Raw genomic sequence first — 23,968 nt, forward strand, 5'->3', positions numbered from 1 at the left:
GCCGGGATGGCAAGGGCACAGAAAGCCCCTCCCCCGAAGGGGAGGGGTGAAGATCGCTCAGTTTGCCCTGGCGATATTCTCTTCCATGTCCTGGATCGCTTCGTCGATCGCCTTGATCGCTTCGTTGCGGGCGACCTCGTCCATGGCCTGGTCGTTGCGCATGCGGGCCTGCGCGTTGCGCAACCCTTCGAGTGCCGAGCGATAGGCGTTGCGCTCGATGTCCTTGCTCCGTGCCGCCACCGCGGCGCCTTCTCGCGCCATCTTCTCGATGCGGTTGGTGCAGATGATGATGATCCGCTTGTCGCCCTTCTTCTCGTTGATCACCGTCTCGTGGCGCTGCCCGTCGCCGGGGCAGTTGCGCGAGGAGACCTCGGGCATGGGGGGCATCGGCGGCATGGCGCCCATGCCGTGAAAGTCCTCGGTCACCGTCTTGCCGTCCTTGTCGCGGCGGACGATGCGGACGACCCTGCGCTTGGTGACTTTCCCATCGGGCGAAACGGTGGTGGTGGCGCTGTCCTCGTCATCGCCCCATGCCGGCGGCGCGGGGGGAGCAGGCGGGGCTGGCGGGGCGACCGGTGCGGGGCCGACTTCCTGGACCGGCATCGGCGCGGGGATGGCGCCGACGGCGGGGACGGCCGGGACAGCAGCGGGCGCCGGCACCGGCGCCGGGGCGACGAGCGGCGCCACGGCGGCGATCGGGTTCAGCTCGGCGAGGCTCACGCCGGTCGCCTTCTCCATGCCCGAGCGGACGCGCTCGGCGGCCTGGGTGCCGGAGGCGGTGACGCCCAGCCCGGCCACGGTCAGCATCGCGACCGCGGCACAGCCGCTGACGAGGCGAAGGCGCGACGTCTTGTTGGTGGTCAGCATTCTCAGTCTCCCTTTCAGATCCTCGATGGTGTGCAGGTGGCATGCGGCCGACACGGCGCCGCCATGCGCCGCCTTGACGATGGCGCAGGCATAGGTGTGCCGCAGCATGGGGTTCTTGCCGGCGAGCACGCGGGCGTCGTTGGCGATCTCCTGGTCGGCACGGAAGGCGCGGAAGGCACGCCAGGCGATCGGGTTGAACCAGTGCAGTGCGAGCACCACCAGCGCGATCCAGTTGGCGATCAGATCGCCGCGATGATGGTGGCCGACTTCATGGGCGAGCGCGAGATCACGCTCCTCCAGATCGTAGCGCTCGGTGAAGTCGCGCGGAAAGGCGACGTAACGGCGCCAGATGCCAAAGGCGAGCGGACCGCTGGCGGCGTCGGTCTCGATCAGCTGGATGCCGCCCTCGATCTCCGTCTCGCGCGCCGTCTGGTCGAGCATGCGGCGGACGAAGCGGGCATGCGCCGTGGCGTGCCAGGCAATGAACGCCGCCGCTCCCAGCACCCAGAGCGAGACCAGCAAGGGGCCAAGCGAGGGATTTTGGGCAACGGGCGCGGCGGCGTCTCCGCCGAGCGGCTCGATCACATAGACCGTGATCTGCTCGCTCGCTCGGATCACCGGCGCGACTGCGATCTCGCGCCAGGACTGGGGTAAGGGCGGCAGGAACAGCCTGAGCGCGGGCAAGGCCCAGAGCGCATAGGCGATGTCCGGCCCGAAGGCGCGGCGGACGGGGCCACGCAGCAGCAGCACCGCGACCATCAGCACGGCGGAGGCGATCAGCGCCTCGATCGCCCACGCCGTCACGACTTCAGGCCTTTGAGCAGCGCCTCGATCTCGGCGATGTCTTCGTTGGTCAGCGCGTCGCGCTCGGCGAGATGCGCGACCAAAGGGGTCAGCTTGCCACCGAACAGCCGGTCCATCAGGCGGCGCGATTCACCCTCGACATAGTCGCCGCGCGCGACGAGCGGCCGGTAGAGATAGCGGCGGCCATCTTCCTGGTGTCCGATGATGTTCTTGGCGAGCAGACGGCCGAGCAGGGTCTTCACGGTATTGGCCGACCAGTCGCGCTCCGGCGGGATGCGCTCGGCTACGTCCTGCGCGGTCAGGGGCGACTCATCCCAGAGCACCTCCATCACCGCATGTTCGGCATCGCTGATCCGTTCGCTCACGACTCGCTCCCCGTAATGACCACATCTGTAATCGTCTCGATTACATCTGTAGTCAATTGGCTGAACGGTCGATGAATGCGGCGCCTCCCACGCCACCTGTCCCCCCGGACTTGTTCCGGGGTCCATCGGGCCGTGGGCGCTGCGCGAGGAACGAGGCACTGGCGGTGCGTACTCGCCGACGAATTCGCCACAGGCCCGATGGATGCCGGAACAAGTCCGGCATGACGGAGGGGGTGTTGCGCTGTAGGTTGCCCAAAAGAGGGAGAGGAAGATGAGCCAGTTCACCACCGTCGCTACCGGTCTGCGCTTCCCGGAGGGTCCCGTGGCGATGCCGGACGGCAGCGTGATCCTGGTCGAGATCGCCGCGGGGCGGATCACCCGGGTCAAGCCCGACGGATCGACCGAGACGGTGGCCGAACCGGGCGGCGGGCCAAACGGGCTGGCGATGGGGCCGGACGGCAAGCTCTATTGCTGCAACAATGGCGGCTTCCATTATGTCGAGCGTGGCGGGCTGCTGATCCCGCATGGCCAGCCCGACGATTATTCGGGCGGACGGATCGAGCGGATCGATCTCGCGACCGGTGCGGTCGAGATACTCTACAAGGATGGCGATTTCGGCTGCGTGCTGCGCGGCCCGAACGATATCGTGTTCGATGCGCATGGCGGCTTCTGGTTCACCGACCATGGCAAGAACCGTCCGCGCGAGCGCGACATCACCGGCATCTTCTACGCCAAGGCCGATGGCAGTCATCTGGAGGAAGTGGTCTTCCCCAGCGAGAACCCGAACGGCGTAGGCCTCTCGCCTGACGGCGCGACACTCTATGCGGCTGAGACCTATACCTGTCGGCTGATGGCCTTTCGTATCACCGCGCCGGGCAAGATCGATCCGACTGTGGGTCTCGGCGGCGCGGGCATCCCGCTCTATCGGCCGGCCGGCTACAAGTTCTTCGACTCGCTCGGGGTCGAGGAGAGCGGCAATATCTGCGTCGCGACGATCGGCGAGAGCGGGATCAGCGTGATCTCGCCGTCGGGCGAGCTGGTCGAGTTCGTGGCGACCCCTGATCCCTTCACCACCAACATCTGCTGGGGTGGGGCCGACCGGCGCACCGCCTACATCACCCTGTCAGGCACGGGCCAACTGGTCAGCATGGAATGGCCGCGTCCGGGCCTGAAGCTGGCCTATTGAGTCAGCCCGCCCATTGCGCCGCGAGCTGCGCGGCGGTGCCGTTGAAGTGATCGAGATCGAGCGCGCCGATCCCATTGCCGGGGATGCCCGGGATGTTCGCGACCTTCTCGGCATATTGCCACAGCCAATAGGTCGCCCAGCTTTTCTGCACGACCGCGGTCGGGCCATATTGCGCGAGCCATAGCCGGTGCGCGCCGAAAAACGGGTCGACGCGGGTGCCGAGATCGGCCTTGGCCAGCTCCCCGCTATAGATCACCGCTTTCCGGCCGAGCTTCTGCTCGATCAGGGTGAGGAATTCGCGCGCGATATCCAGCGTCATCTGGTTGCCGTTGGTGCGCTCGTAATCGAGCGCGACCAGCGTCTTGTCATCGGGCTTGGCCCAGCCGAGGAAATTCTCGACCTGCTGCTTGGCCGGCGCGGCGGTGCCCCAGTGATAGGCGCCCCACAACATGCCCGCCGCGAGCGCCGCGGGGCGGCGGTCGTCATACAGCGAGTCGCGCCCGGTGCCCCCCGTCGTCACCTTGTGGATGATGCCGCGCACCCCGGCCGCAAAGGCCTGGGGAAAGCTGGTCACCACATCGCCGTGATAGATGTCCAGCACCAGCGGCACCGCCGGCGGGAACGGAATCGCGGGGGCGGGCGTGACCGGCGTGCCGGTCTGCGGCACGGTGACGGGCGCAGGCCCCGCCTTGAACGGACCGCAGCCCCCGCTCCAGGCAAAGGCATCCTCGGCGATCTTGTACCAGAGCGGATTGCCTTCGACCGAATCGCCGGCGACGATCGCGGAGACGGCGAGTATGGTGCCGGGTTGCGCCTTGCGCAGCACCGGCGCGGTGGTCGATGGCGCGCCCTGGCGGAGGTTGACGAGGGAGGTGGTCTGCACCTGCCCGGTGACGAGGATCTGCGCGACCATGATCAGCCCACTGAGCCATCGGCTGCAGTCGCCGTCACTGTAGCGGATGGCGGCGGTGGCGCAGGGATCGGCGGCGTATAGGCCGGCGGTGTCGTGGCGATCGTTACGGCGACGGTCTCGCGCGACATGAAGCCTTCGACGAAATCGGCGCCCGAATAGCCCGCCGCCATCAGCATGAAGATCTGTTGCGCGCTGATATGAGCGAGATCGGTGACCAGGCTCACCGCCGCGAGCGCGCCCGCGATAAATCCGATGCCGAACGATATCAGGACCCGGCTCGGCTGGATCATGTCGCCGGTGGTGGCCGTGGTGCCGCTGGCGGCATCGTTCAGCTTCTTGATGCCGACGATCGCGCGGATGCCCTGCCCGAGCATTCCCATCGCGCCGCCAAGTCCGATGACCTGCAACCAGCTAACCGCATCAAGTGTGGCGGACATCGGCCCCTCTCCTTCCAACGGTGTGGCTCACCCCATGCTTGAGGAATCGGGCAACCCCAACAAGCGCAACTAGGCTCGATTCGACTATATCGCTGGCGCGCCGGGTTGAATCGACTGCGTGCATTTCCTGCAACTGCGCTTGCAACAACCGCCCGATTGACCGGGGCGCGTGCCGATGGCTTATGCGCGCCAAACATGTCTAGGAGATCATGGCGATGAAGAAGCTCTATCCCGATGCAGCGGCAGCGCTCGAGGGTATCCTGTTCGACGGCATGACGATCTGCGCGGGCGGGTTCGGTCTGTGCGGCATTCCCGAGCGGCTGATCGACGCGATCCGCGATGCGGGCACGAAAGAGCTGACCATCGCCAGCAACAATGCCGGTGTCGATGGCGAGGGCCTGGGCAAGCTGCTCCGCACGCGCCAGGTGAAGAAGATGATCTCCTCCTATGTCGGCGAGAACAAGGAGTTCGAGCGGCAATATCTGGCGGGCGAGCTCGAGGTGGAATTCTGTCCCCAGGGCACTTTGGCCGAGCGCTGCCGCGCGGGCGGCGCGGGTATTCCCGGCTTCTACACCAAGACCGGCGTCGGCACCCAGGTGGCCGAGGGCAAGGAAGTGAAGGTCTTCGACGGGCAGGAATATATCCTGGAACGCGGCATCCGGGCCGACCTGGCGATCATCAAGGGCTGGAAGGCGGACGAGAGCGGCAATTTGATCTTCCGCAAGACCGCGCGCAACTTCAACGCGCCGATGGCGACCGCGGGCAAGATCTGCGTCGCCGAGGTGGAGGAAGTCGTGCCGGTCGGGTCGCTCGATCCGGACTGCATCCATCTGCCGGGGATTTATGTGAAGCGGATGATCGTCGGCAGCCCTTACGACAAGAAGATCGAGTTCAGGACGGTGCGCGAGCGGGTGGCGGCGTGACGTTGCGCGCTTTTTCTCCCCTCCCGCTGGCGGGAGGGGTCGGGGGAGGGCCTGTCCGAAACAGCGCCCTCCTTTCGGGGACATGCCCTCCCCTAACCCCTCCCGCCAGCGGGAGGGGAATGATTTTGGCCCTTGCTGCGCTCCTCGCGGGCTGCGCGCATGCCGAGGCTCCGGTACGGGTCGCGCCTCCCCCGCCGGAACCGGTCGTTCAGGCGCCGCCACCGCAGCCTCCGATACCCGCACCGCCCCCCGCCCCGACCGTCCCACCCGGCATGCAATATCTCTACGGCTCGGGCGAAGGCTCGGCGATCAGCCTCCAGGCGTGGCGCGGCCTCACCGGTTATGTCGCGCAGCAGGTTCGCAGGCGGCCGCGCGACAGCGTGGTTCTCGCCGCCGGCACGACGCTTGCCGCGCCGAGCTTCGTGCCGTGTGCGAAGAAGCCCTTCGCCGCGGTGTTCGACGTGGACGAGACGGTGCTGCTCAACCTCGGCTTCGAATATGCCGACGCGGCCAACCCGCAGCCCTATGACGAAGCGCGCTGGCAGGCCTGGGAGAAGACCGGCGCCGACAAGGTCGTGCCAACGCCCGGCGCGCTCCAGGCGCTGACCGCGCTGCGCAAGCTGGGCGTGACGGTGGTGTTCAACACCAACCGCTCGGCCGGCAATGCCGCGCAGACGACCGCCGCGATCGACGGCGCGGGCCTCGGCCCGGCGGTGCATGGCGATACGCTGTTCCTGTCGGGCGACGACGCCACGGGCTCCAAGAAGGACGGCCGGCGCGCGGTGATCGCCGCGAAATATTGCGTGCTCGCGATGGGCGGCGACCAGCTCGGCGATTTCAGCGACCTGTTCAATGCCGGCCTGGCGCCCGCCCCGCGCCGAGAGGCAACCCTGGCCGTGGCGATCGCGGCCAAATGGGGCGCCGGCTGGTTCGTGCTCCCCAACCCCGTCTATGGCAGTGGCCTCAAGGGCGGGTTCGACGACGTATTTCCTGCAGACAAACGCTGGGCCATGCCCGCGACGACGGAGAAGTAAGACATGGCCTGGACCCGTGACGACATGGCGGCGCGTGCCGCGCGCGAGCTGCAAGACGGATTCTACGTCAATCTCGGCATCGGCATCCCGACCCTGGTGGCGAACCATATCCCCGAAGGCGTGACCGTCACGCTTCAGTCCGAGAACGGCATGCTCGGCATCGGGCCGTTCCCCTATGACGACGAAGTCGACCCCGACCTGATCAACGCCGGCAAGCAGACGATCAGCGAGCTGCCGCAATCGGCCTATTTCGGATCGGACCAGAGCTTCGCGATGATCCGCGGCGGGCATATCGACCTGACCGTGCTCGGCGCGATGGAAGTGGCCGAGAATGGCGACATCGCCAACTGGATGATCCCGGGCAAGATGATCAAGGGCATGGGCGGCGCGATGGATCTGGTCGCCGGCGTGAAGAAGATCATCGTCGTGATGGAGCACACCAGCAAGAATGGCGACCCGAAGTTCATCCCGGCCTGCACTCTGCCGCTGACCGGCAAGAATGTGGTCGACATGGTCATCACCGACCTGGCGGTGTTCCAGCGCCCCGATCACAGCTCGCCTTTCAAGCTGATCGAGACGGCGCCGGGCGTGACGGCGGATGAGGTAGCGGCGAAGACGACGGCACAGTATCTGGCCTGATGCGGCGTGCCCTCGCCGCCGTCGCGCTTGTCCTCCTCGTCTCGCTCGGGCTGACCGTGGCGCTCGTCTCCCCGCCGGGCCTGCTCAGCCTGTATGACGGCACCCTGGGCGGCGGGACCGGGGCGAGCCGGCCGGGCAGCGCCCTGCCCTTCGGTACGCACGGCCAGACGCTCGACGTCTGGCGGCCCGCCGGCAAGGTCAGCGCAAAGCGGCCAGTGCTGATCTTCTGGTATGGCGGTGGCTGGGTGAAGGGCGACCGCCGCGCGTACGCCTTTGCCGCCCGCGCCTTCGCCAAGGCCGGTTTCGTCGTTGTCGTACCCGACTATCGCAAGGTGCCGGGCGTGCGCTTTCCCGCCTTTCTGCAGGACGGCGCCGAGGCGGTGAAATGGACGCGCGACCATGTCGCCGACTTCGGCGGCGACCCGGGGCGGATCGCCATCGCCGGCCATTCCGCCGGTGCCTATACCGTCGCGATGCTGGCGCTCGACCGGCGCTGGCTCGAAGCGGAGGGCGTCGACCCCGGCATCGTCAAGGCAGCGATCGGGCTGAGCGGGCCCTATGATTTCTATCCCTGGACCTCGCCGCGATCCGAAGCGGCGATGATGGGCGTAGCCGATCCGGCGATGACTCAGCCGATCCGTTTCGCCCGCGCCGACGCGCCGCCGATGCTGCTGATCACCGGCGACAGGGACACCACCGTCAGGCCGCGCAACGCCATCCATCTCGCGGCGCGGCTGAAGGCGCTCGGCGCGCCGGTGACCTTGCGCATCCATCCGGAGCTCAATCACGAGGATGTGGTGATGGCGCTGTCCAAACCGTTTCGCGCCAAGGCGCCGGTGCTCGCGGAAAGTGTGGCGTTCCTGGAGGCGGCGCTCAAGGAATAGGGTCGTCCCCTTCCCTTCCTCCCCGGGGAAGGCCGGGGCCCAGTCGGGAAGGTGGAGGCAACGACTCGTAACGCCAGACAATCAGCCGCTCCCAACTGGGCCCCGGCCTTCGCCGGGGAAGGCAAAAGAGGTCGCCTGTGTTGCGTCGATAATACGCGCTGCGGTAGGAGGTGATCCATGTTGATCGCCGCGCTTCTCCCGCTCCTGCTTGCCGCCATGCCCGTCGAGCGCGACTGGTCCCAGGCGTTGCGCCAGGACGCGCAGGCACTGCATGACGATGCGGCGGCCAATCATCCCGGGCCGATCAACACGCTCGACCCCGACTTCGCCAAGCGCAACGACCAGGGCCTGGACCTGGCGCTGAAACGGGCCGGGCAGGTGCGTGACTTCGCGGGCTATTGGTATGCGATGAAGGCCTATGTCGCCTCGTTCGAGGACGGGCATATGGGGTTCGGCACGACCGGCGAGGCGCCGAAGTTCGACACCAGATGGCCCGGATTCCTCACCGGCTTCGACGCGGCCGGTGCGCAGCGCGTGGTGTCGCGCGCCGACGATGCGCCGTTGCCGCTCGGCGCCCGGCTCGCCTCGTGCGACGGCATGCCGGCGGAGTCGCTCGCGGCGGAGAATGTCGGCGCGTTCGAGGGCCGATGGTTCCTGAAATCCCGCCATATGTGGCGCGGCGGCGAGCTGTTCGTCGATCGCGGCAACCCGTTCATCAGGCGCCCGGCGACCTGCGTGTTCGAGGTCGGCGGCAGGCTCGAACAGGTCAGCCTCACCTGGAAACCCATCGCGCCCGAGGCGCTCACGCCGCGGCTCTGGACCGCCAGCCAGCTGATCCGCCCGCCGGTCGGCGCGCGGACCCTGGCCGACGGGACTCGCTGGTATGGGCTCAGCGACTTCAACGGCGATCCCGGTTCGGATGCCGGGCGCAACCTGCCCGGCGTGATCGCAGGCATGAAAGCGGATCGCGCCGCGCTGGTCGCCGCGCCCGCGATCGTGCTGGACCTGCGCGGCAACAATGGCGGATCGTCCGACTGGTCGCGCCAGATCGCCGCGATCCTGTGGGGCGAGCAGCGCTTCGCCGGGCTCGATATCGACTCGGATTCGGTCGAGTGGCGCGCGTCCGAGGCCAATATCGCGTCGCTGGTCGAGACGCGCGAACAGCGCAAGGCGATCCTCTCGCCCGAGGCCAGGAAGTGGTTCGACCGCACCATCGCCGGCATGCAGGCGGCCCATGCCAAGGGCGAGACGCTGTGGCGCGACCCGGAGGACAAGGAGCCGCCGGTCCCCGGCGATCCGCCTGCCCCGCCGCGGGGCCCGGTCTATTTCGTCACCGATTCGGGCTGCGGATCGGCCTGTCTCGACGCGGCCGATCTGTGGGCGGCGCTGGGCGCGATCCAGATCGGCCAGCAGACCAGCGCCGACACGCTCTACATGGACGTGCGCCAGGACGTGCTGCCGAGCGGCGTCGCGCGGCTGTCAGTGCCGATGAAGGTCTATCGCGGCCGCAAGCGCGGATCGAACGTGCCGCTCGACCCGGTCCATGTCTTTCCGGGCAATCTGCGCGATACCGCGGCGCTGGAGGCATGGGTCGCGACCCTGCCCGAACGGAGGAAGTGAATGCGTGTCCTGCTGACCGGATCGAGCGGCTGGCTCGGCCGTTTCCTGGCCCCCCGGCTGCGCGCGCTCGGCCATGAGGTGACCGGGCTCGACGTGGCGCCTGGCACCGACACCGATGTGATCGGCAGCGTCGCCGACCGGCCGCTGATCGACCGGCTGTTCGGCGAGCGCGGGATCGAGGCGGTGATTCACGGCGGCGCGCTGCACAAGCCGGATATCGTGCGCTATCCCAACCAGACCTTCATCGACGTGAACAGCAGCGGCACGCTCCACCTGCTCGAGGCGGCCGTCGCCAGCGGCGCGAGCCGGTTCGTCTTCACCTCGACCACCTCGCTGATGATCTCGACCGCGATCCGCGAAGCGCGCGGCGACACGGCGGTGTGGATCGACGAGGAGATGGCGCCGCTAGAGCCGCGTAACATCTATGGCGTGACCAAGCTCGCCGCCGAGCAATTGTGCCGGCTGATCCATGCCGATCACGGCCTGCCCGTTATGATCCTGCGCACCTCACGCTTCTTCCCCGAAGACGACGACACGCATCTCGTGCTGTCGGGCGAGAACATGAAGGCGAACGAGCTGCTCCACCGCCGCCTCACCGTGGAGGATGCGGCCGAGGCGCATATCGTCGCGCTGGATCGCGCCCCGGAGATCGGGTTCGGCACCTTCATCGTCTCCGCCCCCACGCCGTTTGCACGGGACGAGGTGGCGGCGCTGAAGGCCGATGCGCCCGCCGTGATCGCGCGGCATTACCCCGATGCGGCGGCGCTCTATGCGCGGCGCGGGTGGCAGCTGCCGCCGTCGATCGACCGGGTCTATGACGCGAGCCTTGCCGAGCGCGTGCTGGGTTTCCGCTGCGCGACCGATTTCGCCGCGGTGCTGGAGGCGCTGCGCGACGAGGCGGAACTGCCGTTCGCGCATGACGCGGACTATGTTTCGCCGAAGGAAGTCTTCGTCGCAAACTAGTCGCCACAGTCGCGCGACCGCAGCACCGACACTCCGTTCCGCCTAGGCGCCCCGCTCGATTTTTTGAGGAAGCGGGAGTTTTTCGTGCGGATAGTGAAGCGTATCGTCCTTGGGCTGGTCGCGATCGTCGTGCTGGCGGTTATGGTCCTCTACGCAGGATCGGAATGGAAGATGCGGCGCGGCTATGACGTCGCCTTGACGCCGATCGCGGTGCCGCACGACGCGGCCTCGATCGCCGAGGGCGCGCGGCTCGCCAAGATCACCGGCTGCCGCGATTGCCACGGCGCCAATGGCGGCGGCACGGTGATGCTGAAGGACCCGATGATCGGCACCATTGCCCCGCCGCCCTTTTCGCGGGTGGCGGCGCGCTACAGCGATGCCGAGCTGCTCCGCGCGATCCGGCACGGCGTGCGGCGCGACGGCAGCGCGTTGTTCATCATGCCGACCGACGCGCACACCTACCTGGCCGACGACGACGCCGCGCGGATCATCGCCTGGATCCGCTCGCTCAAGCCGCAGCCGACCGATTCCCGCGAGAAGACGAGTCTCGGGCCGCTCGGCCGCGGACTGGTGCTTGCCGGCAAGGTGCGGCCGAGCGTGCAGCTCCCGGATGTCTCGGTGCGGACTCGCCCGGCGGATACCGGCAAATATTTCGTCGATATCTCCTGTGCCGCCTGCCACAAACTGCACGAGCCCTCGCCCTCGCATGACGGCAAGCAGATCGTGCCGGCGCTGGCGCCGATGGCCGCCGCCTATGACCCGGCCGCGTTCCGCACCCTGCTGCGCACCGGCGTCGGCGCCTCCAAGCGCGACCTGGGCCTGATGCGGGTGGTCGCGGTCGCCGGGATGCACGCGCTGACCGATCAGGAGATCGCGGCGATCCAGGCCTATCTGACGGCGGAAGCGGCCAAGGTGCCGGCGCGATAGCCGGGCTCGCCAAAGTGCCACTCCCCTTCGCTGTTATCGACCGATAACAGCGAAGGAACAGGGAAGCATTACCTTTTCCCCTTTCAACGTCGGTTTGTTGCAACTATTACATAAATATATCAGTACCTTAAAGAGCGCTTCCCTGTTATCCGTAACAGGGAAAGCGCCGCGCGGAACAGGGAATGGCCGTTGCAGGAACAGCGAACGCCCGGGCCGTGACGCAGCGGCTCGATTCAAATGTCCGCGCAAAGCGGCTTTTATCCGGCGATCATTCATCGACGGGAAACTGCCATGACGAAGCGGAAGGTTGAATCAGGTGCGACGGGCTATGCGATCGGGCGTTGCAAGCCGCCGGTCGAATATCGTTTCCGCAAGGGGCAATCGGGCAACCCCGCGGGCCGGCCGCGCCGGACCGGCGCACCGGGCGACCGGCTGCGCGGCGCGGCCGAGCCGACGCAGCAGATGATCCTGGACGAAGCCTATGGCCTGGTCACGGTATGCGACGGCGACAGCGAAATCGAGATGCCGATGAACCAGGCGGTATTCCGCGCGATCGGGCTGGCGGCCCTGAAGGGCAGCCTGAATGCGCAACGGCGCTGGGCCGAGATGGTGCAGGCGGCGGAGGCGGCGCAGAAGCGCGCGCAGGTCGCGATCTACAATGTGGCCGAACGCGGGGACAAGGAAGTCGCCGTGCGGCTGCACCGATGGAAGGAGGAGAGTGAAGACGACGTCCCCCCTTATGACCATTATGCGGAGGATATCATCATCGATAGCCGGTCGGGTGCGGTGGTCATCCGGGATGACGGGGACGCGGAAACCTGAGACGGCGCCGCCCGCCATTGGCGGAGGGCGCAGGACGGGCAATGTCTGCCCGGCGTTGCTGACGGCCAGCTACCGCTTCTGATTGCCCGCCGCCCGTTTTTCCTTGATGGCCGTCAATCGCCAGGGATGTAATCCTGCTAGACGCCATGGCCCGGCCCCACCCAAGTGTCCGCAAGGATCCGATATGCTGCTCCACATTCCCAGCCTGTTTTCCGCCGAGGAAGCACGCGACGCGCGCGCGCGGCTCGAGGCGGCGGATTGGGTGGATGGCCGGCGGACCGCCGGGCATCAGGCGGCGCAGGTCAAGAACAACCTGCAGCTGGCCCTGGACGATCCGGTCGCACGATCGCTTGGCGACCTGATCCTCGAAAGGCTCGCCGCGACACCGTTGTTCATCGCAGCGACGCTGCCGCTGCGCGTGCTGCCGCCGCGGTTCAACCGCTACGAAGGCGGGGGAACCTATGGCGCTCATGTCGACAGTGCGATCTTCCCCATCCCCGGCACGCCGACGCGCGTGCGCACCGATGTCTCGACGACCGTCTTCTTCAGCGATCCCGACGATTATGACGGCGGTGAGCTGGTGGTGGAGGACACGTTCGGCGAGCACCGGGTGAAGCTGCCCGCCGGCGACATGATCGTCTATCCCGGCTCCAGCCTGCACCACGTGACGCCCGTGACGCGCGGCACGCGCTTCGCCGCCTTCTTCTGGACTCAGAGCCTGGTGCCGCCCGATCCCCAGCGCAAATTGCTGTTCGACCTCGACACCGCCATTCAGCGCCTCACCGCGGATCACCCAGAGCATGCGTCGATCGACGGGCTGACAAACGTCTATCACAATCTGCTGCGCCAATGGTCGATCACATGACCCTGTTGCCGCCGCTCACCGCGATACCGCCCGACCTGCGCAGCCTGGCGGATTATGAGGAGAGGGCCCGTCACCACATCGACCCCGCCGCCTGGGAGCATCTCCAGGGCGGCGCCGGGGCGGGACTCACGCTCATCGAAAACCGCGCCGCCTTCGACCGGCTTCGCCTGTTGCCGCGCATCCTGGCGGACCTGACCGGCGGGAGCACCGCGATCGAGTTGTTCGGGCGGTCGCATGCCACCCCGATCCTGCTCGCCCCGCTCGCCTATCAGCGCCTCGCCCATCCCGACGGCGAACTGGCGACGGTCCGCGCCGCGACGGCGATGGAGATCGGCATGGTCGCCAGCACCTTGTCCAGCGTCACGCTGGAAGAGATCGCCGGAGCGGGGCGAGGCGCGGCGCTGGAACTGGGCAGCGATCCGGCACCACTCTGGTTCCAGCTCTATCTTCAGGAAGACCGTAGCTGGACGACCGACCTGGTACGGCGGGCCGAAGCTGCGGGGTATGACGCGATCGTGCTCACCGTCGATGCGTCGATCAAGCGCTCCGACTTCACCCTTCCCGCCGGCGTGGAAGCCGCCAATCTCCGCGGCATGCCGGGCCTGCGCCAGACGAGCATGCCGCAGGGCCGCATCCTGTTCGGGACGCCGCTCGTCGACGCGGCACCGGGATGGGCGGATCTGGCGTGGCTGCGGTCGCTGACCAGCCTTCCCCTGATCGTCAAGGGCGTGCTGGCGGCGGACGATGCGCGCCTGGCCGTCGCGGCGGGCGCGGACGGGCTGATCATCTCCAATCACGGCGGGCGGGTGCTCGATGGCCTTCCGTCGCCACTCGACGTGATGCCCGGCATAATCGATGCGGTCGGTGGCAAGGTTCCGTTGCTGCTCGATGGCGGCGTGCGCGGCGGGACCGACATCGCCAAGGCGCTCGCGCTGGGCGCTGCCGCGGTCCTGATCGGTCGCCCGCAGATGCACGCGCTTGCCGTCGCCGGAATGGCAGGCGTCGCGCATATGCTGCATATCCTGCGGGCCGAGCTGGAGCTTGTCATGGCGCAGCTGGGGTGCCGGACGGTGGACGATCTGGACAAGAACGTCCTGTTGCTCCCGCACGCCCAGGCCGCGGCGAGCTCGCGCGTGTGAACCCAGGCTATGCGTAACTAAATGCCGCGCGCGCTTGATCGCGCGCAAGAAAGGGCTAGATGCCGCCGCATGGCTTCCCGTCCGCTCACCTTGTACGAAAAGATCTGGGCCGCTCATGTCGTCGAACGGCGCGATGACGGCACCTGCCTGATCTATATCGACCGCCACCTCGTCCATGAGGTCACCAGCCCGCAGGCCTTTGCCGGCCTTCGCGCGGGCGGCCGCAAGGTGCGCCGGCCCGATCTGACCCTGGCGGTGCCCGATCACAACCTGCCGACGACGGCGCGGCTCGACGCGGCGGGCAAGCGCTTGCCGATCGCCGATGCCGAGAGCGCGGCGCAGCTCGACGCGCTGGAGCGCAACACCGCCGAGTTCGGCATCGACTATATCGACGCGGTCGCGCCCGAGCAGGGCATCGTCCATGTCGTCGGGCCGGAACAGGGCTTCACCCTGCCCGGCACCACCCTGGTCTGCGGCGACAGCCACACCTCGGCGCATGGCGCGATGGGGGCGCTGGCGTTCGGCATCGGCACCAGCGAGGTCGAGCATGTGCTCGCGACCCAGACCCTGTTGCTGACTCAGTCGAAGACGATGGAAATCCGCGTCGACGGGTCGCTCGGCTTCGGCGTCAGCCCCAAGGACGTGATCCTGGCGATCATCGGCAGGATCGGCGCGGCCGGCGGCACCGGCCATGTCCTGGAATATACCGGCGAAGTGATCCGCGCCATGTCGGTCGAGGGCCGGCTGACCGTCGCCAACATGTCGATCGAGGGCGGCGCGCGCGCCGGGCTGATCGCGCCGGACGAGACCACGTTCGCCTATCTGAAGGGCCGTCCGATGGCGCCCGCCGGCGCGGACTGGGACAAGGCGGTGGCCTGGTGGACGTCGCTGCGGAGCGACCCCGCCGCGACCTATGATCGTACCGTGCGCCTCGACGCGACCGATATCGCGCCATCGCTGACCTGGGGGACGAGCCCGGAGGACGTGGTGGCGATCACCGGCGTGGTGCCCGATCCCGACAGCTTCGCCGACCCCGCCAAGCGCGCCGCCGCGCGCAAGTCGCTCGACTATATGGGCCTGACGCCGGGCACCGCGATGCAGGACGTGCCGGTCGAGCACGTCTTTATCGGCAGCTGCACCAACAGCCGGATCGAGGATCTGCGCGCCGCGGCCTCGGTCGCGAACGGCCGCCATGTCGCGGACGGCGTGCGGGCGCTGGTCGTGCCCGGATCGGGCCTGGTCAAGCGCCAGGCCGAGGCCGAAGGACTCGACCGCATCTTCGTCGACGCAGGGTTCGAATGGCGCGAGCCGGGCTGTTCCATGTGCCTCGCGATGAATCCGGATAAAGTGCCGCCGGGCGAACGCTGCGCTTCCACTTCGAATCGGAATTTCGTAGGGCGTCAGGGGCCAGGAGCACGGACGCATCTGGTTTCACCCGCGATGGCGGCAGCAGCGGCTGTCACCGGGCGGTTGAGCGACGTCCGCGACCTGATGGGAGGGTCGAGACCATGAAGAAGGCGCTTGTGCTGCTGATCCTGGGCACCGTGCTGAGCGGCATCGCCGCCTATGCCGCGACGGCCAGGACGAAACCGGCCGACGGAACGATCGCGGTCCGGTAATGAAAGCGATCAGCCAGGTCTCCGGCCGCGCCTATCCATGGGGCGCGAAGAACATCGATACCGACGTCATCATCCCGGCGCACTGGCTTAAGACGGTGACGCGCGAGGGGCTCGGCAAGGGTGCGTTCGAGACGGTGCGCGCGCAGCCGGGCAATATCTTCGACGATCCGCGCTATGCCGGCAGCCCGATCCTGATCGCGGGCGACAATTTCGGCTGCGGATCGAGCCGCGAGCATGCCGCCTGGGCGCTCGCCGACATGGGCATCGTCGCGGTGATCGCGCCGAGCTTCTCCGACATCTTCTCCGGCAATGCCTTCAAGAACGGCATCGTACCCGTGGTTCTACCGCAGGAGGCGGTCGACCGGCTGGTCGAGGTCGCGGCGACCGATCCGGTGACGATCGATCTCGAGACGATGACGGTCACCACACCGTACCAGGATCGCTTTCCGTTCGAGCTCGACGCCTTCCGCCGCCAGTGCCTCATGGAGGGGCTGGACGAGATCGGGCTTACGCTGGCAAGGGATACCGCGATTTCGAAATACGAGTCCGGCGTCAACGAGCACCGGCCGTGGATGAGCGGAGGACGATCCTATGCGGGCACTGTTGTCGAAGGCGCCGGGCGGCCCTGACACCCTCGTCATCGACGAGGTGCCGGACCCCGTGGCCGGAGCCGGCCAGGTGGTGGTCGCGGTCAAGGCCTGCTCGATCAACTATCCCGACGTCCTGATCATCGAGGACAAATATCAGTTCAAGCCGCCCCGGCCGTTCGCGCCGGGCAGCGAGATTTCCGGCGTGATCGACAGTGTCGGCGACGGCGTGACCGGCTGGGCGGTGGGCGACCGGGTGATCGCCACCACGGGATCGGGCGGCCTGGTCGAGAAGATCGCGGTCGATGCGGTCCGGCTCTACCGCCTGCCCGAAGGCCGCAGTTTTGCCGAGGGCGCCTCGCTGCTGCTGACCTATGCCACCACCATCCATGCGCTGCTCGACCGCGGGCATCTGGTCGAGGGCAATACGTTGCTGGTGCTGGGAGCCGCCGGCGGCGTCGGACTGGCCGCGATCGAGCTGGGCAAGGCGTTCGGCGCGCGCGTCGTGGCGGCGGTGTCGTCCGAGGAAAAGGCCGCGGTCGCCCGGGAAGCGGGCGCCGATGTCGCGCTGGTCTATCCCCGCGCACCGTTCGACAAGGATCAATCCAAGGCGCTCGCCGAGCAGTTCAAGGCAGCGCTCGGCCCGGGCGGCGCCGATGTGATCTACGATCCGGTCGGCGGCGACTATGCCGAGCCGGCGCTGCGCTCGATCGCCTGGGAGGGGCGCTATCTGGTCGTCGGCTTCCCGGCGGGCATCCCCAAGCTGCCGCTCAACCTGACCCTGTTGAAGAGCTGCGACGTGTGCGGGGTGTTCTGGGGTGCCTTTGCCGCGCGCGACCCCAAGGCCAACCAGGCGCATATCGAGCGGCTGTTCCGCCTGTGGAAGGACGGCCGCATCGCGCCCCGCGTCACCGAAACCTTCGCGTTCGAGGATGGCGGCAAGGCGATCGCGAAGATGGCGGCGCGCGGGGCGATCGGGAAACTGGTGGTGACGGTGGCGGAGTAAGTCATTCCTCCCCGGCACGGGGAGGGGGACCACGAAGTGGTGGAGGGGCTTGGAGCGCGGAACGATCGCCCCGCGCTCCAAGCCCCTCCACCACCCGCTGAAGAAGCGGGCGGTCCCCCTCCCCGTTCCGGGGAGGATTTCACATGCCGTTGCGCGGTTGCGTCATAGCGGCCGCGCCCCTATCTCCGCGGTAATATTTGAAAGACCCAAGGGGACCGAGCAACCATGAGCACTTTCGACGATCGCGAGCGGGCCTTCGAAACCAAATATGCGCGCGACGAGGAAATGGCGTTCCGCATCACGGCGCGGCGTAACCGGCTGCTTGGGCAATGGGCCGCCGCCCGGATGAAGCTCACCCCGGAAGAGACCGACGCCTATGCCAAGGCAGTCGTGCAGGCCGATTTCGAGGAAGCGGGCGACGAGGACGTGATTCGCAAGCTGGTCAGCGACCTGAACGCCGCGGGTGTCGAGGTCGACGAGGGGGCGGTGCGCCGCGCGATCGAGGACCATACGATCGAGGCCCGCCGCCAGCTGATGCAGTCCGAATAATCCCATGGCGATGGCGGCAGAAGAGATCGAGGCGCTGATCACCGGGGGCATCCCCGATGCCCGGGTCGAGATCACCGATCTCGCCGGTGACGGCGATCATTATGCGGCGCGCGTGACGTCCGAGAGTTTCCGGGGCTTGCCCCGAATCAAGCAGCACCAGGCGGTCTATGCCGCGCTGGGCGGGCGGATGGGCGGGGTGCTTCACGCGCTTCAGCTCACCACCGCGGTTCCCGAGTAACAGGAGTAGAACCAGTGACCGATGACGCACAGGCCCGCATCGCCGAGATGGTCGCCAAGAGCGACGTTCTCCTTTTCATGAAGGGCAGCCCGCTCTTCCCGCAATGCGGCTTTTCCAGCCGCGCGGTCGCCATCCTCAATCACCTGAACGCCGAGTTCGACAGCGTCGACGTGCTGCAGGACCAGGGCGTGCGGCAGGGCATCAAGGCGTTTTCCGACTGGCCGACCATTCCGCAGCTCTATGTAAAGGGTGAGTTCGTCGGCGGATCGGACATCATGATGGAGATGTACGAGAGCGGCGAGCTCGCACAGCTTCTGGAAGATCAGGGCGTCACCTCCGCCGGATAAACCGCGCGGAAGACCATGGTTTCATGAAGGGGCTTCGCCTGCGGCATGACCGCGGCGGAGCCCTTTTTCGCGGGCTCGCTGGCCGGGACATTCGGGCGATGGAGGAACCGGGTAGGACGGACCGATACGAGATCGGGGGGAGTATCGGCCCGTCCTGCTGAAGCGATGAACGCTCGGCATGCTTCAGACTATGCAGTCGGCGTGCCAGTCCCGATGAAGGACGGACATCCGGGCATGGCGATGGTTAACGCCCCTGCCCGCGCCGCGCAGACTGTAAACCCTTCCGACAGTTCAACCGCCGATGGTGACGGCGACCTCATACAGTCCGGGATGCGCGGTGCCGAGCGCGGCGTTGCGCGCGAAGAAATCGCTCGCCTTCAGCCGGGCCATCACCCGATCCTGCGCCGCCTGGTCGCGCACCTGGGCATAGTTCACCACCCGATTTCCTTCGAGCCCGCGGTGGATGCTGGCCGACATCCAGCCCTCCACGTCACTGACCGATCGCGCGCCCTCGGCGAGCAGGGCGATCAGCGCCGCCTGGTTGGCGGGATCGCAGGTGAAGACGTTGATCTGGGTGATGACCCCGGTTCCGCTGGTAATGATCGGCATGTCGTTTCTCCGTACAGGCCTGTGGGGCGCACCCCGACAGGCCGGGAACGCGGGTATCGCGTCCCTTCCTGTCGCGGGTTCCGCCTCGGCGGATACGGAGAGCGCTCCCGAAGGAGCGGTGGCCGGGCTTACCGATACCGGCCGGCTTCTTTTCGACCGGCACGGACTAGCAAATTGGCGCGGGCCGGTCCAGGAATCACGGCATGACGAACTCACGCTCCGGCGGCCGTATCCTGGTCGACCAGCTCGTCGCGCAAGGCTGCGACCGAATCTTCACCGTTCCCGGCGAGAGCTTCCTCGCCGTGCTCGACGCGCTGCACGATACGCCCGAGATCGACCTGGTGGTGTGCCGGCAGGAGGGCGGGGTCGCCTTCATGGCCTGCGCCGACGGCACCCTGACCGGGCGGCCGGGCGTCGCCTTCGTGACGCGCGGGCCGGGCGCGACCAACGCCTCGATCGGTGTCCATGTCGCGATGCAGGATTCGCAGCCGATGCTGCTGTTCATCGGCGATGTCGATCGCGGGACGAAGGACCGCGAGGCGTTTCAGGAGATCGATTTTCCGGCGATGTTCGGGCCCATCGCGAAATGGGCGGCGAAGATCGACGATGCCGCGCGCATCCCGGAATATGTCGCGCGGGCGTGGAGTATCGCGCTGTCGGGTCGGCCGGGGCCGGTGGTGCTGGCACTGCCCGAGGACATGTTGCTGGACGAGGTCGTCGCGGTGGATCGGTCGCGGATCGAGCGGCCCGCGCAGGCGGCTTCCAGTGACGCGGTCACGGCCGCGATCGATCTTCTCGCCGGGGCGAAGGCGCCCGTCGCCATTATCGGCGGCGCGGGCTGGGATGCCGCCGCGACGCGAGACTTCACGGCCTTTGCCGAACGCTCGAGCCTTCCCGTCGCCGCCGCGTTCCGCCGACAGGATGCCATCCCCAATGCCTCGTCGGCCTGGGCGGGCAATCTCGGCTATGGCCCCAGCCCGAAGCTGGTCGCGCGGATCAAGGCGGCCGATGTGCTGCTGGTCGTCGGACCGCGCCTCGGCGAGGCGACGACCGACGGTTATGCGCTGATCACCCCGGATCATCCCGGCCAGGTCCTGATCCATGTCCATCCCGACCCGGACGAGCTGAACAGCGCCTATCACGCCGATCTCGCGATCTGCGCGGGCATGGCGGAATTCTCGGCCGCGCTCGCCGCATCCAATGCCGCCCTGCCCGGCTTTGCCGGCACGGAAGCGCATGAGGAGTGGCTCGGCTGGTCCAACCCCGCCCCGCGCGACATCAAGCTCGATCTCGCCCCCTGTGTCGCGGCGATGCGCGATGCGCTGCCGGCCGACACCATCATCTGCAACGGCGCGGGCAATTATTCGGGCTGGTGGCATCGCTACTGGCGCTATGCCGGCCCCGGCTGCCAGCTGGCGCCGACCGCCGGCGCGATGGGTTATGGCGTGCCGGCCGCCACCGCCGCGGCACTACGGCATCCGGATCGCATGGTGGTGGCGCTGGCCGGCGATGGCTGCTTCCTGATGAACGGGCAGGAACTGGCGACCGCGGTCGGGCACGGCGCCGACATGCTGGTGCTGGTGATCGACAATGGCGGCTACGGCACGATCCGCATGCACCAGGAGCGCGAATATCCCGGGCGCATTTCCGGCACCGAGCTGCGCAACCCGGACTTTGCGGCACTCGGCCGGGCTTATGGCTGCTGGGCGGAGACGGTGGAGACGACCGAAGCCTTCGCCCCCGCGCTCGAACGCGCGATGGCGGAGACCGGGGTACGCCTGCTCCATCTGAAGACCGACCTGGAGGCAATCACGCCCGCCACGACGATCTCGGCGATCCGGAAGCGATAACCAGGATGGAAAAGGCCGCCCCGGTCACCCGGAGCGGCCTTCAAGACAATCGAAACGGATCGCGTCAGATATCGTCGCCGAGCGCGCCCTTGACCTTGCCGATCGTCTGCTGGGCCTTGCCCTTCACTTCCTGACCGGCGCCTTCATCGCGCGTGGCGGGGTTGTCGCTCTGCTGCTTGGCCTTGCCGATCGCTTCGTTGACATTGCCTTTGATCTTGTCGACGAGTTCACCCATGTCCGTGCTCCTTGGTGTCCGCGGCGCCGAGGGCCGGCGCCAGCCACTCCCGGAACAAGAACGGTCGATCGCGCGCGCGGTTCCTGCGGTTCATCGCGTATCCGCCTCGCAATGCACTGAAAACAGAGGGGATGCCGCCGGCGGGCGCCCCTAGGGTGCGACCTTCTTGAGGAAGGCCATGACCGCCGCCCAGTTCGCCTCGGCGCCCTTGGGGTCCTTCGCCGCGATCAGCGTCGACGAGCCGTGCACACCAGCGGCGGGCACATATTGCTCGGCGCGACCGCCGGGCACCGCGGCGGCGATCGCCTTCGCCTCGGCGATCTCCCCGGAGTCGCTGGACGAGGTGATGAAGACCGGGACGGTCACCCTGGCCGCCGCCGTCTTCACCAGCGCCTTGTCCGGGAAATATTCGCCGGGGGAGAAGGCCAGGATCGCCTTCACCTTGCCGGGATTCTCCGCGGCGAGCGGGAAGGTCAGCGAGGAGGAGTAGCTGCTGCCCCACAGGATGACCGGCAGCTTCGACTGGCTGGCGAAATCGAGCGCGGCCTGCAGGTCGGGCTTCGCCTCGAGATAGTCAGTGCTCTTGCCGAGCAACGCCACGGTCTCGTTATCGCCATAGAGCTTGCCGCCGGAGCGCTGGTCGATCGCGATGGCGGTATAGCCGGCGTCGCGCAGGCGCGGCGCGATCTCGGTATATTCGCCCTTGCTCGAGTCCGCCTGGTGGAACAGCAGGATCACGGCCCTGGGCTTAACCGCCGGATAGCTGCGCGCGAAGATGGTGAGGTCGTCGGCGGCCTTGAAGGTCACCGGCGTCCAGGAATGCGCCTCCGAAGGGGGCACATTGTTGTATTTGGTCTCCGGCTTGTCGCACGACGACAGCGCGGTCGCCGCGAGCAGCATCAACCCGACACGCACCGACTTCATCAGATCAACCCCGCCAAAGGGCTCGACGGATCAGCATAGAGGCGCTTGCCCATGCGGCCGGCGAGATAGGCGAGCCGCCCCGCCTCGACCCCGGCCTTCATCGCCGCGGCCATCATGATCGGGTCCTTGGCTTCGGCGATGGCGGTGTTCATCAGCACGCCGTCGCAGCCGAGCTCCATCGCCGCCGCTGCGTCGGACGCCGTGCCGACGCCCGCGTCGACCAGCACGGGGACGCTCGCGCCCTCGACGATCAGGCGGATCGTCACCTTGTTCTGGATGCCGAGACCCGAACCGATCGGCGCGCCCAGCGGCATGATCGCGACCGCGCCGGCATTCTCCAGACGCTTCGCCGCGATGGGATCGTCGACGCAATAGACCATGGGTAGGAAACCTTCCTTCGCCAGGATCTCGGTCGCGCGCAGCGTCTCGACCATGTCGGGATAGAGCGTCCTGGCCTCCCCCAGCACTTCGAGCTTCACCAGATCCCAGCCGCCCGCCTCGCGCGCCAGGCGCAGGGTGCGGATCGCCGATTCGGCATCGAAGCAGCCGGCGGTGTTGGGGAGATAGGTGACTTTCTTCGGGTCGATGAAGTCCGTCAGCATCGGCGCATTGGGATCCGACACGTTGACGCGGCGCACCGCGACGGTGACGATCTCGGCGCCCGAGGCCTCGAGCGCGGCGGCGTTCTGGGCAAAATCCTTGTATTTGCCGGTGCCGACGATCAGCCGCGAGCGGAAGGTGCGGCCGGCCACCGTCCAGCTGTCGAGCGTCGGCGTGACGTCGCCGCCGCCGACGAAATGGACGATCTCCAGCTCGTCGCCATCCTCGACCATGACCTGGCCGAGCGTCGAGCGCGGCACCACCTCGAGGTTGCGCTCGACCGCGACCTTTTCGGGGACGAGGCCGAGATCGGCGGCGAGCTGCGCCAGGGTGAGGCCCGCGGCGACGCGGCGGTGTTCGCCGTTGACGCGGATCGAGACGGTGTGATCGGTGTGCATTGATCTTCCCTAGCCGTTCGCTTCGAGCGAAGTCGAGAAGCCCGTTCCCGCACCACTGTGTCTCGACTTCGCTCGACACGAACGGCTAAAGAAGGGCCGCCCGCGATATAGAGGGCGAGACGCTGCCCGCAACCGAAAGGCTCCTCCTTGGCCGATACGATCTTCGTCCTCAACGGTCCGAACATGAACCTGCTCGGGCTGCGCGAGCCGGAGATTTACGGCAGCGACACGCTCGACGACATCGCCGGGCAGCTCGAGGATCGGGCGCGGGAGCTCGACCTGAAGGTCGATGTGCGCCAGTCGAATCACGAGGGGCACCTGGTCGACTGGCTGCACGAGGCGCAGGCCGTCGGCGCCAAGGCAGTGATCCTCAATGCCGCCGCCTTCACCCACACTTCGGTCGCGATTCACGACGCGATCAAATCGATCAAAACGCCCGTGATCGAGGTGCATCTTTCCAACCCCCACAAGCGCGAGGACTTCCGGCATTTGAGCTGGGTAGGTCGTGCCGCACGGGGAACCATCGCCGGCTTCGGCGCGCTTTCGTACCTGCTTGCGCTTGAAGCCGCCGCCCGTCTCTGACAGGACGCCCCGCTTAATAGGGTTTTTGGCCCAATA

General features: G+C 67.5%; 27 protein-coding genes. 19 read left to right on the top strand and 8 right to left on the bottom strand.

The window, feature by feature from the left end; genetic code table 11:
• Positions 1–57: 57 nt before the first annotated feature.
• Positions 58–1,671 carry a M56 family metallopeptidase gene (locus tag ACZ1I2_RS19015; protein ID WP_465176208.1) on the bottom strand — a complete coding sequence of 538 codons (1,614 nt, stop codon included), beginning with the start codon at positions 1,669–1,671 and terminating at the stop codon, positions 58–60.
• Positions 1,668–2,036, bottom strand: a complete 369-nt coding sequence (locus ACZ1I2_RS19020; RefSeq protein ID WP_372852358.1) for a BlaI/MecI/CopY family transcriptional regulator — start codon at positions 2,034–2,036, stop codon at positions 1,668–1,670. The genes ACZ1I2_RS19015 and ACZ1I2_RS19020 overlap by 4 nt, the downstream gene beginning before the upstream one ends.
• 271 nt (positions 2,037–2,307) lie before the next feature.
• Here ACZ1I2_RS19020 and ACZ1I2_RS19025 point away from each other — a divergent pair, with 271 nt between their 5' ends.
• A complete protein-coding gene (locus tag ACZ1I2_RS19025; protein WP_465176207.1) occupies positions 2,308–3,222 on the top strand; it encodes an SMP-30/gluconolactonase/LRE family protein in 915 nt (304 codons plus the stop codon).
• A 1-nt stretch (position 3,223) separates the two neighbouring features.
• On the opposite strand, the gene ACZ1I2_RS19030 is transcribed toward ACZ1I2_RS19025, so the two are convergent.
• Together ACZ1I2_RS19030 and ACZ1I2_RS19035 are read right to left on the bottom strand one after the other, a co-directional pair.
• Positions 3,224–4,135 (bottom strand): glycoside hydrolase family 25 protein, encoded by a 912-nt coding sequence (locus tag ACZ1I2_RS19030; protein ID WP_465176206.1) that lies wholly within the window; start codon positions 4,133–4,135, stop codon positions 3,224–3,226.
• 2 nt (positions 4,136–4,137) lie between these two features.
• Positions 4,138–4,572 (bottom strand): hypothetical protein, encoded by a 435-nt coding sequence (locus tag ACZ1I2_RS19035; RefSeq protein WP_465176205.1) that lies wholly within the window; start codon positions 4,570–4,572, stop codon positions 4,138–4,140.
• A gap of 215 nt (positions 4,573–4,787) precedes the next feature.
• Between ACZ1I2_RS19035 and ACZ1I2_RS19040 the strand changes: the two genes are divergently transcribed.
• From ACZ1I2_RS19040 to grxD, 16 genes are all read left to right on the top strand, one after another.
• The gene (locus ACZ1I2_RS19040; protein ID WP_465176204.1) at positions 4,788–5,495 is read left to right on the top strand and encodes a CoA transferase subunit A; all 708 of its coding nucleotides are present in this window, start codon (positions 4,788–4,790) and stop codon (positions 5,493–5,495) included.
• 272 nt (positions 5,496–5,767) lie between these two features.
• The gene (locus ACZ1I2_RS19045) at positions 5,768–6,529 is read left to right on the top strand and encodes an HAD family acid phosphatase (protein WP_465176203.1); all 762 of its coding nucleotides are present in this window, start codon (positions 5,768–5,770) and stop codon (positions 6,527–6,529) included.
• A 3-nt stretch (positions 6,530–6,532) separates the two neighbouring features.
• Positions 6,533–7,168, top strand: a complete 636-nt coding sequence (locus ACZ1I2_RS19050) for a 3-oxoacid CoA-transferase subunit B (RefSeq protein ID WP_465172618.1) — start codon at positions 6,533–6,535, stop codon at positions 7,166–7,168.
• Complete coding sequence (locus ACZ1I2_RS19055; protein ID WP_465176202.1) at positions 7,168–8,052, top strand: alpha/beta hydrolase; 885 nt, start codon at positions 7,168–7,170, stop codon at positions 8,050–8,052. Before ACZ1I2_RS19050 ends, ACZ1I2_RS19055 begins: the two co-directional genes overlap by 1 nt.
• Before the next feature lie 177 nt (positions 8,053–8,229).
• Positions 8,230–9,672 (top strand): S41 family peptidase, encoded by a 1,443-nt coding sequence (locus tag ACZ1I2_RS19060; RefSeq protein WP_465176201.1) that lies wholly within the window; start codon positions 8,230–8,232, stop codon positions 9,670–9,672.
• Positions 9,673–10,635: an NAD-dependent epimerase/dehydratase family protein gene (locus tag ACZ1I2_RS19065; protein ID WP_465176200.1), complete on the top strand. Its 963-nt coding sequence runs from the start codon at positions 9,673–9,675 to the stop codon at positions 10,633–10,635. It begins immediately after the preceding gene.
• A gap of 93 nt (positions 10,636–10,728) precedes the next feature.
• Positions 10,729–11,562 (top strand): c-type cytochrome, encoded by an 834-nt coding sequence (locus ACZ1I2_RS19070; RefSeq protein ID WP_465176199.1) that lies wholly within the window; start codon positions 10,729–10,731, stop codon positions 11,560–11,562.
• Between the two features lie 291 nt (positions 11,563–11,853).
• Positions 11,854–12,384: a DUF5681 domain-containing protein gene (locus ACZ1I2_RS19075; protein ID WP_465176198.1), complete on the top strand. Its 531-nt coding sequence runs from the start codon at positions 11,854–11,856 to the stop codon at positions 12,382–12,384.
• A 184-nt stretch (positions 12,385–12,568) separates the two neighbouring features.
• Entirely contained in the window at positions 12,569–13,249 is a 681-nt protein-coding gene (locus ACZ1I2_RS19080; RefSeq protein ID WP_465176197.1) for a Fe2+-dependent dioxygenase, read from the top strand.
• Complete coding sequence (locus ACZ1I2_RS19085; protein WP_465176196.1) at positions 13,234–14,388, top strand: alpha-hydroxy acid oxidase; 1,155 nt, start codon at positions 13,234–13,236, stop codon at positions 14,386–14,388. Before ACZ1I2_RS19080 ends, ACZ1I2_RS19085 begins: the two co-directional genes overlap by 16 nt.
• Positions 14,389–14,457: 69 nt before the next feature.
• On the top strand, positions 14,458–15,900 hold the full coding sequence (gene leuC, locus ACZ1I2_RS19090) for a 3-isopropylmalate dehydratase large subunit (protein ID WP_465176195.1): 1,443 nt from the start codon (positions 14,458–14,460) through the stop codon (positions 15,898–15,900).
• Between the two features lie 106 nt (positions 15,901–16,006).
• Positions 16,007–16,636 (top strand): 3-isopropylmalate dehydratase small subunit, encoded by a 630-nt coding sequence (gene leuD, locus ACZ1I2_RS19095; protein ID WP_465172609.1) that lies wholly within the window; start codon positions 16,007–16,009, stop codon positions 16,634–16,636.
• Positions 16,599–17,600 (top strand): NADPH:quinone oxidoreductase family protein, encoded by a 1,002-nt coding sequence (locus ACZ1I2_RS19100; RefSeq protein ID WP_465176194.1) that lies wholly within the window; start codon positions 16,599–16,601, stop codon positions 17,598–17,600. Before leuD ends, ACZ1I2_RS19100 begins: the two co-directional genes overlap by 38 nt.
• Before the next feature lie 225 nt (positions 17,601–17,825).
• Positions 17,826–18,149: a DUF1476 domain-containing protein gene (locus tag ACZ1I2_RS19105; RefSeq protein WP_465176193.1), complete on the top strand. Its 324-nt coding sequence runs from the start codon at positions 17,826–17,828 to the stop codon at positions 18,147–18,149.
• Positions 18,150–18,153: 4 nt separating this feature from the next.
• Positions 18,154–18,387 (top strand): BolA/IbaG family iron-sulfur metabolism protein, encoded by a 234-nt coding sequence (locus tag ACZ1I2_RS19110; protein WP_372852413.1) that lies wholly within the window; start codon positions 18,154–18,156, stop codon positions 18,385–18,387.
• A 14-nt stretch (positions 18,388–18,401) separates the two neighbouring features.
• Positions 18,402–18,734: a Grx4 family monothiol glutaredoxin gene (gene grxD, locus ACZ1I2_RS19115; protein WP_465176192.1), complete on the top strand. Its 333-nt coding sequence runs from the start codon at positions 18,402–18,404 to the stop codon at positions 18,732–18,734.
• Between the two features lie 291 nt (positions 18,735–19,025).
• Here the strand turns inward: grxD and ACZ1I2_RS19120 are convergent, their stop codons facing one another.
• Positions 19,026–19,343 (bottom strand): antibiotic biosynthesis monooxygenase, encoded by a 318-nt coding sequence (locus ACZ1I2_RS19120; RefSeq protein WP_465172605.1) that lies wholly within the window; start codon positions 19,341–19,343, stop codon positions 19,026–19,028.
• A 203-nt stretch (positions 19,344–19,546) separates the two neighbouring features.
• Here ACZ1I2_RS19120 and ACZ1I2_RS19125 point away from each other — a divergent pair, with 203 nt between their 5' ends.
• Entirely contained in the window at positions 19,547–21,193 is a 1,647-nt protein-coding gene (locus ACZ1I2_RS19125; RefSeq protein ID WP_465176191.1) for a thiamine pyrophosphate-binding protein, read from the top strand.
• Between the two features lie 64 nt (positions 21,194–21,257).
• Here ACZ1I2_RS19125 and ACZ1I2_RS19130 read toward each other — a convergent pair whose 3' ends face one another.
• From ACZ1I2_RS19130 to thiS, 3 genes are all read right to left on the bottom strand, one after another.
• On the bottom strand, positions 21,258–21,428 hold the full coding sequence (locus tag ACZ1I2_RS19130) for a CsbD family protein (protein ID WP_465176190.1): 171 nt from the start codon (positions 21,426–21,428) through the stop codon (positions 21,258–21,260).
• Positions 21,429–21,578: 150 nt separating this feature from the next.
• Complete coding sequence (locus tag ACZ1I2_RS19135; protein ID WP_465176189.1) at positions 21,579–22,352, bottom strand: alpha/beta hydrolase; 774 nt, start codon at positions 22,350–22,352, stop codon at positions 21,579–21,581.
• The gene (gene thiS, locus ACZ1I2_RS19140; protein ID WP_465176188.1) at positions 22,352–23,350 is read right to left on the bottom strand and encodes a sulfur carrier protein ThiS; all 999 of its coding nucleotides are present in this window, start codon (positions 23,348–23,350) and stop codon (positions 22,352–22,354) included. The genes ACZ1I2_RS19135 and thiS overlap by 1 nt, the downstream gene beginning before the upstream one ends.
• A 147-nt stretch (positions 23,351–23,497) precedes the next feature.
• On the opposite strand from thiS, the gene aroQ reads away from it, so the two are divergent.
• Positions 23,498–23,932 (top strand): type II 3-dehydroquinate dehydratase, encoded by a 435-nt coding sequence (gene aroQ, locus ACZ1I2_RS19145; protein WP_465176187.1) that lies wholly within the window; start codon positions 23,498–23,500, stop codon positions 23,930–23,932.
• Positions 23,933–23,968 lie beyond the last annotated feature (36 nt).

It is taken from the genome of Sphingomonas sp. BL-S-29 (genome assembly GCF_055521495.1).